We start from the raw sequence: 12,985 nt of genomic DNA on the forward strand, positions 1-12,985 counted from the left end.
TAGATATCCTGCCTAATCGCTATAAGAATACGATTAAACACTATCTTCAAAAGTATGGGGACCAGGTTCAGGTGGTGATCATGGACATGAGCCATTCTTTTAAATCGGCGGTTCAAAGTGCCTTAGGCCGCCCTGTGATTGTGGCCGATCGCTTTCATTTCTGCCGGTATATCTATTGGGCGCTGGACGGTGTCCGAAGAAGGGTACAGAAAGAGTTTCATCCGTATGACCGCAAGAAGTGCAAACGTATGAAGCATGTCTTTCACAAGGCCTCCGACCGCCTAACAGAAGAAGACAGATGGCATTTGAATCGTTATTTGGATATGTCGGAAGAGCTTAAAAAAGCGTACGAATTAAAGGAAACCTATCGTGGCTGGTTTGTTCAGGCGAAGGAATCAGAAGCGGAAGATGCAGGGAAGGTCAAACAGGGGCTGAGAGACTTTTATCGACGGGTCCAGGATTCTGGCATTCCTGAAATGGAGAAAGCCATTACCACGCTCCAAAACTGGCAGACAGAAATCTTAAACAGCTTTGTTTATGGCTATTCGAATGGTTTTTTAGAAGGGATCAACAATTCAACGAAGGTTCTTAAGCGAAATGCATATGGATTCAGGAATTTCAGTCGTTTTCGGGCCAAAATATTATTAACCCATCAGTTTAAAGGAATTGGGATACATATTGGTTAGGGATGGCGATCAGTCGCCACCCCAACATTTGACGGAGAACCTTTTTTATGTTGCTGTTTTCCAAAAGTAGATTTATTTTAGTTCTACTTTTATAGAAATAACTTATAGTGTAAAGAGTATTTGACATTTTTGGATCCAATGCTATGATAAAATATGTCAAATACTTTTTACATTTATATAAGGAGGAATTAAAATATGGATTGGGTTAAAATTGTGTATGGTGTCATATTGTTAGTTTGCGGAATTTTGATTTTTGTTGCTTCTTTTTCAAAAAAGGGTGATGAGAGAAGGAATTTTATCAATACCAAAGCTCAATCATATGCATTTATCGTAGTGATAGGTATGCTGATTTTAGAAGTGGCCCAATCCATTTATCAAAACATTCAGGGGAATTCTTCTTATAATGATAATGGCAATGGCAATGGAATTTCACCAATCATGTTTTTGACAGTGATTTCAGTTATATATCTGGTAACATTACTAATATACAGAAAAAAATATGGTGATTAAATGAAAAATAACATTAAGGAATTAAGAGTTTCAGCTAAATTATCTCAGGCAGAACTGGCTAAACTCTGTAAGGTATCCAGACAAACGATAAATGCGATTGAAAATGATAAATATGACCCTACTTTACACTTAGCCTTTGCTATAGCCTCTGTACTTGATACCACAGTAGATGAGCTTTTCATCAGTGGTTAAATGGACCTTATCTGGGTCTTTTTTATGCAGTTCTCACCATTGAACAGTTTGTAATTTGATAATGGAGACACGGAAACAAGTATTTGCTGTTCTTAAATCTGGATCGCGAAAAAGTCTGTAAAACGAAGGATATTTGATAGCTGTATAGGATTGGAGCAGAAGGGGTGAGACTCCTGCGGGAAAAGCGCGTCAAAGAAGACCCCGCAGGAGCGCGGCAGCTGCGACGAGGAGGCTTCCTGACCGCCCGCGGAAAGCGAAAACCCTCTTCCGGCCAATAGCAGAGGCTCATTTGATTAGTAAAATGTTTCTTATCAGGATTTTCGTTTGGAGTTATATTGAATGTATAAATGTTATATAAGGAGAAAATGATGAGAAAAGTAAGTGCAGGTTTCTTGATTATTTGTTTATACTGCTTTCCATTTGTTTACTTTTCCATGCGCCAGGACTATATCAACGGCTCCATGTTGGGCTATTTAGTAATGATAGCAGTTACCTTCCTGCTGTCCTTCTTAGGAAAACGGTTTGTTCATTATCTTCCTGTGATTTTAGGAAATATAGCATCTGCTGTCATTTCCCTTTATTTCGTTAACCGGTATGCAGGAAATGAAGTGTGGGATGGATATTTTAAACCACTCTCTCCCGGTCAATTAGTAATCTTGGTGAGTGTTTTGGACTTGGTTCCCCAGTTTATTGCTATAAACCTGGCAAATAGGAGGGGACGTGCAGAGAAATAAATGGGAGCAAAGGTGTGGGCTTTGGGATAGAGCCAACCCCTTAAATCGAAGAATCCTCCCCAAGCTCCGGATGCTGCTAGTCCCAATGAAGCAAATTTCTGAATTATGGCGCTTTACCTTCGCAGAAGTTTTCTTCTGAAATATTTGTTTGGTATAATAGAGACAAATGGATAATCGGGGGTTAGAACAATGACACCAAATTCTTCTGAAGCTATTCCGCTGATTCATAATTTTTGCGGTTGGCTAAAAGAGCAAGATAAATCTCTTAACACCATTTCCACTTATAAAAGGGAATTGGAAAAGTTTCAAGAGTGGCTTCACGAGAATCAAAACGATCTTCATCATTTAACGAAAGATGATATACAGAACTATATTCTCTTTTTGGAACAGCAGCAAAAGAGTGCCTCAACCATCGATAAAACAGCTGGAGCGATTCGGACTTTTGCGAAGTTTTTAGAGAAGCCTGAACTTGTATTTGGAATTAAAATCCAGCCGGTTGAGAAGAATGAAGAAATTGAAACCTTATCTTCTGATGAATGCGAAAGCCTCCTGAATACAGTTCAAGAGGACGGAGATCTAAGAAATACAGCAATTGTTTATGTGCTGCTTCACACAGGAATCCGTGTTTCTGAATTATGCAGGCTGGATCGTTCCCATATTGATTTTGAAAAGAATCAAATGATCATCGAGCGCGGTGACGGACAGCGGATGATTCCGCTCTCTGAAGGGACAAGAAAGCATTTGGAAAAATACCTGCAGTCCCATGAATCAGAAGAGGCTGTATTCCTGACCCGCACAGGGGATCGAATAACTGAGCGAACTGTACAGTATATGCTGAAAAAATATGAAGTAAATCCGAATAAATTAAGACATACATTTTGTCAGAGGCTGATTGATTCGGATGTAGATCTGGAGATTGTTTCGAAGCTTGCCGGACATAAGGATTTTAACGTCACGAAGAAATATGTGAATCCGAAAGTGGACAAAGAAGAACTGACAGATGTCATCAATCATGCTTTTACAAGAAAATAAAAAGCGGAAAGATCGTCGGGTCTTTTAGTTGAGATACAAGGTTCAGAATCGTTTTATTCTGAGCCTTGTTTTATATTCCCTCAGGACAAGAGGATTCATTTTCATCAAATAGTGGGATAGAATAAGGGCTATATCTATCGAAACAAGGAGGAACAGGTCATGAATATATCCGGAAATACAGTGTTGATTACCGGCGGAGCATCAGGGATCGGTTTGGCCTTTGCGGAACGCTTTTTACAAACAGGAAACGAAGTGATCATTGTCGGACGCAGGGAAGAGAAGCTGAAGGAAGCAAAGGAAAAGCATCCAGCGTTTCATACAAGAGTTTGTGATGTGGCGGATGAAGCGGATCGAATCGCTTTATTTGAATGGGCTTCTCAAACATTTCCCAATCTGAATGTGCTCGTCAATAATGCCGGAATCCAGCAGCGGGTGAATCTCTTAAAGGCAGAGGCAGAGTGGTCGTATTATCAAAAGGAACTGAAGATTAATGTGGAAGGGCCGATTCATCTGACAAATCTGTTTCTGCCTCATTTGCTGAAGCAATCCAGTGCGGCTGTCCTGAATGTATCATCAGGCCTGGCACTGACTCCTGGTGTCTGGGTGCCGATTTACAGTGCGACTAAAGCTGCGATTCATTCGTTTACCCAGTCCTTGAGACTGCAGCTGGAAAAAACGGAAGTGAAAGTCATTGAAATCTTCCCTCCGGCTGTCAATACGGATCTGGGAGGTACAGGTCTGCATACCTTTGGCGCCCCGGTGAATGATTTTGCGGACGAGATTTTCAAAGGAATTAAAGCAGGTCAGGAGGAAATCGGCTACGGCGGATCTGCAGGCCGCCTCCGTGCTTCCAGGGATGAACTCGATCAGGGAACAAGACAGGCGTGGGAAGGATTCCTTAAGAACAATCCGGATTTTTAATGATGGGTGATTTTTGCATACATGGTATTGAAACGGACCTATGATGTGGGTCCGTTTCTTATTTTGCAATCAGGGAATGTGGTAAAATAAGGAATGAATAAAAAATAAATTAAACCGTTTAAGGAGATTGTATGGTGTTGAAAGCAAAATGTATTACATTCTATAAATTCGGCAATCCTCAAGACGTGTTAAGGGTTGAAGAAAAAAGCATCCAGCCGCCAAAAGATCATGAAGTCATTGTTCGAATGTTAGCACGGCCTATAAATCCTTCTGATTTACTCCCTATTAGAGGAGCCTATTCCCACCGAATTTCGCTGCCGAACATTCCTGGCTATGAGGGAGTTGGTATTGTAGAAGAAGCAGGTCCTCTCGTATCAAAAGATTATATTGGGAAACGTGTGTTACCTTTACGCGGAGAAGGCACTTGGCAAGAGCTTGTCACGACATCAGCAGACTGCATAGTGCCAATACCGGATTCCATTGATGATGTTACGGCATCTCAAATGTATATTAATCCAGTTACAGCGTGGGTGACTTGTATGGAAGTGTTACAATTAAAACCCAATGATGTATTGCTTGTTAATGCCTGCGGGTCCTCTATCGGTCATATTTATGCCCAATTAGCGAGGATTGCAGGGTTCCGATTAATTGCCGTTACGAGAAATCATACATACACGGAAGACTTATTGCGTCTTGGTGCTTCCTATGTTATCGATACCTCAAAATCTCCGCTCTATGAAACCGTGATGGAAATAACGAATGGGAAGGGCGCCGATGCTGCCATTGACTCTGTTGGCGGTTCTGCTGGAAATGATCTGGCATTTTGCCTGCGCCCTCATGGCCATTTTTTAACGATCGGCCTTTTATCGGGGATACAAGTTAACTGGGGGGAGATCATAAACAAAGCTAAAGTGAATGCTAATATGTTTCATTTACGGAATTGGAATAAAAGTGTTCCCATAGATAAATGGCAGGAAACCTTCAGACATTTGATCAGGCTGGCAGAGGAGAAAAAATTGCGTTTTAAGACGGCGGACTCTCAGTATGGCCTGCTGGATATTAAAGCGGCTATTCAGGCTGTTGAATCTTCCAAAGAGGCCAAAGGGAAGGTATTTTTAACAAGCCGCTGAGCAGATAAGGATCAAAAAAAGACTCGTCACAGGCGAGTCTTTTTTTGCAGTGTCAATCTGTCAAAGACTTGCTCCATCTCTCCTGCATTTTCTTTTCATGCTGCAGCAGCCATTCCTTTCTCCACAAACCGCCGGCATAACCGGTCAGTTTGCCGTTGGATCCGATAATCCGATGGCAGGGAAGAACAATGCTTAACTGGTTCTTTCCGTTCGCGCTCCCGACAGCCCGGATGGCTTTTACATTTCCGACAGCCGCCGCAATGTCTTTGTAAGAACCTGTCTTTGCATATGGAATACTGGGTAAGGCGTTCCAGACGCTTTTTTGAAAAGAAGTGCCAGTAAGTTCGTAAGGAAATGTAAAGGCTTGCAGCTCCCCTTTAAAATAAGCGTCAAGCTCCCGGTAACACATCTGCATGACTTCTGGTGTGTCCTCTTTGATCATATGGACGGATTTTTCAGCTTCTGTAAAGAGAATGGAATGAATGACTTCCTCTGTGCCGGTTATTTCAATCACCCCAATAGGTGAATCGTAATCAAGGGTAAAACGTTTCATCTTTAAAACCTCCCTACGTAAAAGGTAGCATAGCCGGTTTGAGATGCCAAGATGCTGCCAATTGTTTTTGTTTATTCTCTTTTCTAAATCGCTTACATCTTTTTTTAAATCGGTTTCATTATTTAGTAGAAAAATTGGTAGAATTATTATCAGAATTATGTGACAATTATTTACATATAAACAGCAGATGAATGGGCTAATGGAAAAAATAAAGGCGTAAACAGACCTAAGGAGTAGAAAAATCGGATTGGAGGAATTTGTAATGGGCAGTATCGGAAGCATGGTTAAACCAATGAGTGGATTTTTAGCGGCACTGATTCAATATCCGGTTCCTGTGGTGAAATCGAGAAAGGATATTGATATGCAAATTTCTCAGATTATCAAAACAATTCATTCTACAAAGGCAGGCTATCCAGGAGTGGAGTTAATTGTCTTCCCTGAATACAGTACGCAGGGCCTGAATACGAAGAAATGGACGACGGATGAATTCCTGTGCGATGTTCCGGGCGTGGAAACGGAAATGTTTGCAGAGGCCTGCCGGGAAGCTGGAGTATATGGCGTCTTTTCTCTCATGGAAAGAAATCCGGATGGAGGGGACCCTTATAATACGGCCATTATCATTGATCCGGAGGGGAAAATGATTCTGAAATACCGTAAGTTAAATCCTTGGGTGCCTGTTGAGCCATGGAAAGCGGGCGATTTGGGAATGCCTGTTTGCGATGGGCCGGGCGGAAGCAAGCTCGCGGTTTGTATCTGTCATGACGGGATGTTTCCTGAAATCGCCAGGGAAGCCGCTTATAAAGGAGCTAACGTCTTGATTCGGATTTCCGGATACAGTACACAGGTAAATGACCAATGGATTTTGACGAACCGTTCCAATGCCTGGCAGAACTTGATGTATACATTGTCGGTCAACCTGGCTGGATATGATGGTGTCTTTTATTACTTCGGGGAAGGACAGGTATGCAATTTCGACGGCACGACATTGGTTCAAGGGCATAGAAATCCATATGAAATTGTCACGGCTGAAATCTACCCTGAGCTTGCGGACCAGGCGCGGATAGGCTGGGGATTGGAGAATAACATTTATAACTTGGGTGCGAGGGGATATGTATCGACTCCAGGCGGTGTCAGGGAAAATCCGTATACATTCATTAACGACTTAGCGGCCGGACAGTATAAACTTCCATGGGAAGACCAAATCAAAATTAAAGATGGATCGATATATGGATACCCTGTCAAAGAACCGGTGAAATAATCAGCTGCTATTCATAGTCGGCCGTCAACATGCCTGTTACATAAAAACACAAAAAAAGGAGATACTCATGAATGATGCAAAAAGCGTTAAAAACGGAGTATAGCCAGGAACCATTGCAGCTCCCGGATCTTCTCGTAGGGAAGGCAGATGGATATTATAAGCCTATTGAATATGAAGATATCTGCTTTATAGAATCCAGTCTGGGGAAAGTCGAAATTACGACACGTGATACGGTGTATACATGCCGTCAAAGTTTAGCCGATCTTGAAATGATGCTGCCAAGGAATCTATTTTTCCGCTGTCACCGGGCGTTTATCGTAAATGTCCATCATATCGACCGTATCGTCACGAAGTCAAAAGAGCCATTAACACTTATTATGAAGGATAAAAACGGTTCTTCCGTAACTGTAAGCCAGAACATGGTGAAGGGGTTCCGTTCATACCTGAATTTTTAAGGAATAGGAGCTTGGGGACCGAAGTGAATCCTGGTTTCCGGTTCCTTTTATTTATTTCCAATCATTCTCCAATTAACGAACATTCGGTTAAAATTACCTTTCTAATATTCGTGAAGGTTATTGACGAGCAGTGTCGATGCTGATACACTGTTTGTAGAAAATTATTAAACGAACTCATCGTATAATCTTGGGGATTGGCCCAAAAGTTTCTACCGAACTGCCTTAACAGTTTGACTACGATGTATAGTTGGGCTGGCTTCCTGCATGCTGCTGTGATTGCCTGAGTCCTGTTACTTTACATTCAGTCAAGCTCCGTTCGGTTTAGAACGGGGCTCCTTGTATACGAAGAGGAAGAGAATTTTGGAGGAGACTGAATGAAAAAGTACTTTCAGTTTAAAGAATTAGGAACGAATTACCGTAAAGAAATTTTGGGCGGTTTAACGACGTTCTTGGCAATGGCATATATTTTGGCAGTTAATCCAAGTGTGCTGACGCTTGAATCTGTTCCGGATCTGCCGGCAGAATTGCGGATGGACAAAGGAGCAGTCTTTACCGCTACTGCTTTAGCAGCAGGTGTGGGCTCCATCTTGATGGGGGTAATCGCCAGATTCCCGATATCATTGGCTCCGGGAATGGGACTTAATGCGTTTTTTGCCTTTTCCGTTGTCCTTGGTTACGGAATAGCTTGGGAAACAGCTTTAACAGGTGTATTAATTTCAGGTATTATTTTCGTTCTTTTATCATTATCAGGTATCCGTGAGAAAATCATTAATGCTATTCCAGCTGAACTGAAGCATGCAGTCGGAGCGGGAATCGGGCTTTTTATTACATTTATCGGTCTTCAAAATGCCGGGATTGTGGTGAATGACGATTCTGTATTGATTGGTTTGGGTGACTTGACTGCCGGACCGACTCTGCTTGCTGTATTTGGTATTATCGTTACGGTACTCTTGATGACGCGGGGAATTAAAAGCGGTGTCTTCCTAGGGATGGTGATTACTTCAATTGTAGGAATGATATTCGGCCAGGTGGAAGTTCCGACTAAGATTGTCAGTGCGGTACCGAGCCTTGAACCGACATTCGGCGCGGCTTTTGAAGGCTTTTCCAATCCGAGCGAACTGTTCTCAGGCCAGATTTTGATTGTTATACTAACCTTTTTATTCGTAGCCTTCTTCGATACGGCAGGAACTTTAGTAGCTGTAGCCCAGCAGGCTGGATTAATGAAAAATAACGTTCTTCCGGGCGCCGGAAAAGGCCTTTTAGCTGATTCTCTATCCATTGTAACCGGAGCAATTTTCGGTACATCTACGACAACATCCTATGTAGAGTCGACTTCAGGTGTTGCGGCAGGGGCGCGAAGCGGATTCGCTGCAGTTGTAACAGGCCTTCTGTTTATCCTGGCCCTGTTTTTCTTCCCGTTATTGGCTGTCGTCACTTCGGCTGTAACGGCTCCGGCACTGATTATTGTCGGTGTATTGATGGCATCTTCTTTGAGGCTGATTGAATGGGATCGTTTTGAAGTGGCCGTACCGGCCTTCTTCACGGTATTAATGATGCCGCTCACGTATTCCATTGCAACAGGAATTGCCTGCGGGTTCTTATTTTACCCAATCACCATGGCAGTAAGCGGACAAGCGAAGAAGGTCCACCCGATCATGTGGGGACTGGGTGTCGTCTTCCTTCTATATTTCATTTTCTTAAAATAATCATAAAAAGGGTCCTTTACGGGCCCTTTTTTTATTTTCAGAAAACTGAGGATAAACTCCTGCAAATATATTGCTTTCTTGCTGAAATTTGACTACCATTAAATCTAAGTGACAATGTATCTCATTAGGAAGAGAGAAGTGTATATATGACAGGGATCCTTGTTGAAAAGGTTTTGAATAACAATGTAGTCATTGCCCGGCATCCCCGTTTTGATGAGGTTGTAATCATTGGGAAGGGGCTTGGGTTTGGCCGGAAAAAAGGGGATATTCTGCCCGCCGATCTAGTGCAAAAAATGTTTGTGCTCAAAAATGAAAAAGAACAGGAAAATTACAAAAAGCTTTTGCCTTCCATCGATGAAACACTTCAGTTATCCATTATCGATGCGATTCAGCATATTACGAAACGGGTATCGGGAACTTTAAATGAGCATATCCATGTCGGATTGACCGATCACTTATTATTTGTAATGAACAGAATTCAAAATGGAGTTGTCATCAAGAATCCCTTCTTGCAGGAGACCATCGCTCTTTATCCATCCGAGCATGAAATTGCCTCTGAAGTGGTCGATCTGATTGAAAAGCGGACAGGCATGAGTCTTCCGGAGGATGAAGTGGGCTTTATTACCCTGCATATTCACAGTGCAGCCGCCCATAAGAATCTCTCCGAAATTAACCGGCATTCCCAGCTGATTTTTCAGTTAATCAGTATGATTGAAGATCAGCTGAATATCCAAATTGATAAGAAAAGTGTCGATTATATGAGGCTTATCAGGCATTTGCGTTTTGCCATTGATCGAATCCTGTCAGAAGAAAGAGTCGAAGAACCAGAAAAATTCGGAGAAATCTTGAAAGAGGAATATCCGGTGTGTTACAATTTATCTTGGAAGCTGATGAAAGTTATGCAGCAGCAATTAGGCAAACCTGTATATGATGCAGAAGCTGTCTATTTAACAATGCATATCCAACGCTTACAGAAAAAATTAAAATAGAAATTATCTGCGTGTTACTGATTCGATCAGGCATAAGCGGGGAAGATAGTTGAATGAGGGCATTGTCCATTCTTTCAATTCTTTCTTTGCTTATGCCTTTTTTATTTAGTGTAAGCGATTTCATCAAATTCTTGATTATAAATAAAGAGGAGGAAATACCGTATGTTCAAGAAGATTTTTGGTGTCTTGCAAAAAGTAGGACGAGCATTGATGCTTCCGGTAGCGATCCTGCCGGCTGCCGGACTTTTGCTGGCTTTTGGTAATGCCCTGCAGAATCCTGCCCTGTTGGATATCGCTCCATTTCTTGCGAATAATGGGGTAGAAATGGTTGCCTCGGTCATGGAGGCTGCCGGTGATATTATATTTGGAAACTTGCCCTTGCTGTTTGCTGTGGGTGTAGCCATCGGACTTGCCGGCGACGGCGTGGCCGGACTGGCTGCGATTATCGGTTTCCTGGTCATGAACGTGACTATGGGAACAGTGCTGGGAATCTCAGCAGAAGATGTGGCTGATAACGCGGCAGCTTATACAAATGTACTTGGTATCCCTACCTTGGCAACCGGCGTATTTGGCGGAATCATTGTCGGGATCATTGCTGCCACTATGTACAATAAATTTTATGAAATTGAATTGCCTTCATATTTAGGGTTCTTCGCCGGAAAACGATTTGTGCCAATCATTACGGCAGCCAGCGCTTTAGTTCTTGGTTTGCTTATGCTAATTATCTGGCCGCCGATTCAAAATGGCCTTAATGCATTCTCAGAGAATATGCTGAATGCAAACCTGACGTTGGGAGCCTTCATTTTTGGTGTTATTGAAAGAGCGTTAATTCCATTCGGTCTTCATCATATCTTCTATTCACCATTCTGGTTTGAATTCGGAAGCTATGTAAGCGAAGCCGGAAAAGTGGTCAAAGGGGACCAGGGAATTTTCATGGCTCAAATCAAAGATGGTGTCCAAAACTTGACAGCCGGTACGTTCATGACAGGGAAATATCCATTCATGATGTTCGGTCTGCCGGCTGCGGCCCTTGCGATTTATCATGAAGCACGTCCTGAGAAAAAAGCAGTGGTCGGCGGCCTGATGGCTTCCGCGGCTTTGACTTCCTTCTTAACGGGTATTACAGAGCCAATCGAATTTGCGTTCTTATTCGTTGCGCCGCTTCTATTTGCCATCCATACTGTTTTTGCCGGACTGTCATTCATGGTTATGCACTTACTCGATGTTAAAATCGGGATGACCTTCTCCGGCGGATTGATTGACTATATTCTCTTTGGATTAATCAATCCTCAAACACATGCTTGGCTTGTCATTCCAGTCGGCTTAGCTTTCGCTGTCATTTACTATTTCGGTTTCCGTTTCGCCATCCGGAAATTCAATTTAAAAACACCGGGTCGTGAAGTAGAAGAAGAGGATGAGGAAGAAACGGGTGACGCACCTGCAGCAGGAACACTTCCTGGTGAAATTCTTGAGGCTATGGGCGGAAAAGAAAACATCGCCCACTTGGATGCTTGTATTACGCGTCTTCGAGTGAAAGTAAATCATGTAGAAGAAGTAGATAAGAAACGATTGAAAAAACTTGGTGCTGCAGGTGTGCTGGAAGTGGGAGATAACATCCAGGCCATCTTCGGACCAAGATCAGAAACAATCAAAGGACAAATGAAAGATATTATGGAAGGAAGACGTCCTCATAAAGCAGCTCCGGCTAATCCGGCTGAATCTGTTGAAGATCAAGTAGAGGATGTCATTGCTCAGCCGCTGCAAAATGAGAACACTGAATCTTTGATTTCTCCAATCAAAGGAGAGCTTGTTCCGATTACTGACGTTCCTGATGCTGTATTCGCTGAAAAGATGATGGGAGACGGATTCGCCATCATTCCAGAGGAAGGGCTAATCGTAGCACCTGCTGACGGAGAAATTGTGAACCTCTTCCCGACTAAGCACGCCCTGGGCATTTTAACGGAAGGCGGCCGTGAAATTCTGATTCATGTAGGAATCGATACAGTCAAACTGGAAGGCAAAGGTTTCGAAGCGCTTGTTTCTCAAGGAGATAAAGTGAAAGCCGGACAGCCTCTATTGAAAGCTGATCTGGATTACATTAAGGAACATGCGACTTCCACTATCACGCCAATTGTCTTTACAAACCTTCCGGAAGGAAGCTCAATCAGCCTTAAAAAACAAGGCCGGGTAGAATTAGAAGAAAAGAATATTATCTCTATTGAATTGTAAGACAGCTAAACACGGCGGGCCATTTGGTCTGCTGTGTTTTTTGCTTCCTGCAGATATATTTTTAAACCCAGTATAAAAAATGAAGAAAAGAATAGAATGTAGGTTGACATGTAAAAAGAGAGGTGGTAGTATATTTAATACACGCCAGAGCTTGTTTAACTCTTTCGTAAAGTTTTAAAAAAAAGAGTTGACGAGATATCAAATGCGTGTTATGATAATCAAGTCGCTAACGAAGTGGCATTGAAATTGCTCTTTGAAAACTGAACAAAACAAAGCGTAAGCGTACGATATATAGTGAACTAACACTATTCAAAAAAGTAATGTTGACCATTGATAATATCAATGCCAGCACTTCTATGAGCAAGTCAAACATTCTTCGGAGAGTTTGATCCTGGCTCAGGACGAACGCTGGCGGCGTGCCTAATACATGCAAGTCGAGCGAATCAAAGGGAGCTTGCTCCCGGAGATTAGCGGCGGACGGGTGAGTAACACGTGGGCAACCTGCCTGTAAGACTGGGATAACTTCGGGAAACCGGAGCTAATACCGGATAGTTTCTTCCCTCTCATGAGGGAAGATGGAAAGACGGTCT

The 12,985-nt window shown here is 42.6% G+C and carries 13 protein-coding genes, 1 rRNA gene and 1 riboswitch; of the genes, 13 read left to right on the forward strand and 1 reads right to left on the reverse strand.

Annotated features, from left to right (window positions below; genetic code table 11):
* The 7 genes from BQ4305_RS01170 to BQ4305_RS01200 form a co-directional block, all read left to right on the forward strand.
* Window positions 1–686 (forward strand): ISL3 family transposase (locus BQ4305_RS01170; protein ID WP_110926113.1); only part of this gene is annotated, 686 nt, incomplete at its 5' end.
* A 195-nt stretch (window positions 687–881) separates the two neighbouring features.
* Window positions 882–1,196 carry a hypothetical protein gene (locus BQ4305_RS01175; protein WP_110926114.1) on the forward strand — a complete coding sequence of 105 codons (315 nt, stop codon included), beginning with the start codon at window positions 882–884 and terminating at the stop codon, window positions 1,194–1,196.
* Window positions 1,197–1,388 (forward strand): helix-turn-helix transcriptional regulator, encoded by a 192-nt coding sequence (locus BQ4305_RS01180; RefSeq protein ID WP_110926115.1) that lies wholly within the window; start codon window positions 1,197–1,199, stop codon window positions 1,386–1,388. It abuts the gene before it with no gap.
* 365 nt (window positions 1,389–1,753) lie between these two features.
* A complete protein-coding gene (locus BQ4305_RS01185; protein ID WP_234396841.1) occupies window positions 1,754–2,122 on the forward strand; it encodes a hypothetical protein in 369 nt (122 codons plus the stop codon).
* 189 nt (window positions 2,123–2,311) lie between these two features.
* Complete coding sequence (locus BQ4305_RS01190; protein ID WP_110926117.1) at window positions 2,312–3,154, forward strand: tyrosine-type recombinase/integrase; 843 nt, start codon at window positions 2,312–2,314, stop codon at window positions 3,152–3,154.
* 159 nt (window positions 3,155–3,313) lie between these two features.
* Window positions 3,314–4,075: an SDR family oxidoreductase gene (locus BQ4305_RS01195; protein ID WP_110926118.1), complete on the forward strand. Its 762-nt coding sequence runs from the start codon at window positions 3,314–3,316 to the stop codon at window positions 4,073–4,075.
* A 131-nt stretch (window positions 4,076–4,206) separates the two neighbouring features.
* Window positions 4,207–5,205: a zinc-dependent alcohol dehydrogenase family protein gene (locus tag BQ4305_RS01200; RefSeq protein ID WP_199880504.1), complete on the forward strand. Its 999-nt coding sequence runs from the start codon at window positions 4,207–4,209 to the stop codon at window positions 5,203–5,205.
* 52 nt (window positions 5,206–5,257) lie between these two features.
* On the opposite strand, the gene BQ4305_RS01205 is transcribed toward BQ4305_RS01200, so the two are convergent.
* Window positions 5,258–5,758, reverse strand: coding sequence for a methylated-DNA--[protein]-cysteine S-methyltransferase (locus tag BQ4305_RS01205; RefSeq protein WP_110926119.1), 501 nt, complete (start codon window positions 5,756–5,758; stop codon window positions 5,258–5,260).
* Between the two features lie 262 nt (window positions 5,759–6,020).
* Between BQ4305_RS01205 and BQ4305_RS01210 the strand changes: the two genes are divergently transcribed.
* From BQ4305_RS01210 to BQ4305_RS01235, 6 genes are all read left to right on the forward strand, one after another.
* Window positions 6,021–7,016 (forward strand): formamidase, encoded by a 996-nt coding sequence (locus BQ4305_RS01210; protein ID WP_110926120.1) that lies wholly within the window; start codon window positions 6,021–6,023, stop codon window positions 7,014–7,016.
* A gap of 71 nt (window positions 7,017–7,087) precedes the next feature.
* Window positions 7,088–7,471: a LytTR family DNA-binding domain-containing protein gene (locus BQ4305_RS01215; RefSeq protein WP_110926121.1), complete on the forward strand. Its 384-nt coding sequence runs from the start codon at window positions 7,088–7,090 to the stop codon at window positions 7,469–7,471.
* A gap of 157 nt (window positions 7,472–7,628) precedes the next feature.
* Window positions 7,629–7,728, forward strand: a riboswitch (purine riboswitch).
* A 117-nt stretch (window positions 7,729–7,845) separates the two neighbouring features.
* Window positions 7,846–9,177, forward strand: a complete 1,332-nt coding sequence (locus BQ4305_RS01220) for an NCS2 family permease (protein WP_110926122.1) — start codon at window positions 7,846–7,848, stop codon at window positions 9,175–9,177.
* A gap of 146 nt (window positions 9,178–9,323) precedes the next feature.
* On the forward strand, window positions 9,324–10,166 hold the full coding sequence (glcT, locus tag BQ4305_RS01225; RefSeq protein WP_110926123.1) for a glucose PTS transporter transcription antiterminator GlcT: 843 nt from the start codon (window positions 9,324–9,326) through the stop codon (window positions 10,164–10,166).
* Window positions 10,167–10,328: 162 nt separating this feature from the next.
* Window positions 10,329–12,395 carry a glucose-specific PTS transporter subunit IIBC gene (ptsG, locus tag BQ4305_RS01230; protein ID WP_110926124.1) on the forward strand — a complete coding sequence of 689 codons (2,067 nt, stop codon included), beginning with the start codon at window positions 10,329–10,331 and terminating at the stop codon, window positions 12,393–12,395.
* 373 nt (window positions 12,396–12,768) lie between these two features.
* Window positions 12,769–12,985 (forward strand): 16S ribosomal RNA (locus BQ4305_RS01235); the annotation flags it as partial.

It is taken from the genome of Bacillus massiliglaciei, from assembly GCF_900098925.1.
In the GTDB taxonomy this organism is placed as follows: domain Bacteria; phylum Bacillota; class Bacilli; order Bacillales; family DSM-1321; genus Peribacillus; species Peribacillus massiliglaciei.

What these genes read in the sequence shown, in the direction of transcription:
- BQ4305_RS01175 (WP_110926114.1), top strand. Translation starts at nt 882, where the DNA reads ATGGATTGGGTTAAAATTGTGTATGGTGTCATATTGTTAGTTTGCGGA.
- glcT (WP_110926123.1), top strand. Translation starts at nt 9,324, where the DNA reads ATGACAGGGATCCTTGTTGAAAAGGTTTTGAATAACAATGTAGTCATT.
- BQ4305_RS01200 (WP_199880504.1), top strand. Translation starts at nt 4,207, where the DNA reads ATGGTGTTGAAAGCAAAATGTATTACATTCTATAAATTCGGCAATCCT.
- BQ4305_RS01220 (WP_110926122.1), top strand. Translation starts at nt 7,846, where the DNA reads ATGAAAAAGTACTTTCAGTTTAAAGAATTAGGAACGAATTACCGTAAA.
- BQ4305_RS01185 (WP_234396841.1), top strand. Translation starts at nt 1,754, where the DNA reads ATGATGAGAAAAGTAAGTGCAGGTTTCTTGATTATTTGTTTATACTGC.
- BQ4305_RS01180 (WP_110926115.1), top strand. Translation starts at nt 1,197, where the DNA reads ATGAAAAATAACATTAAGGAATTAAGAGTTTCAGCTAAATTATCTCAG.
- ptsG (WP_110926124.1), top strand. Translation starts at nt 10,329, where the DNA reads ATGTTCAAGAAGATTTTTGGTGTCTTGCAAAAAGTAGGACGAGCATTG.
- BQ4305_RS01205 (WP_110926119.1), bottom strand. Translation starts at nt 5,758, where the DNA reads ATGAAACGTTTTACCCTTGATTACGATTCACCTATTGGGGTGATTGAA.
- BQ4305_RS01215 (WP_110926121.1), top strand. Translation starts at nt 7,088, where the DNA reads ATGATGCAAAAAGCGTTAAAAACGGAGTATAGCCAGGAACCATTGCAG.
- BQ4305_RS01195 (WP_110926118.1), top strand. Translation starts at nt 3,314, where the DNA reads ATGAATATATCCGGAAATACAGTGTTGATTACCGGCGGAGCATCAGGG.
- BQ4305_RS01190 (WP_110926117.1), top strand. Translation starts at nt 2,312, where the DNA reads ATGACACCAAATTCTTCTGAAGCTATTCCGCTGATTCATAATTTTTGC.
- BQ4305_RS01210 (WP_110926120.1), top strand. Translation starts at nt 6,021, where the DNA reads ATGGGCAGTATCGGAAGCATGGTTAAACCAATGAGTGGATTTTTAGCG.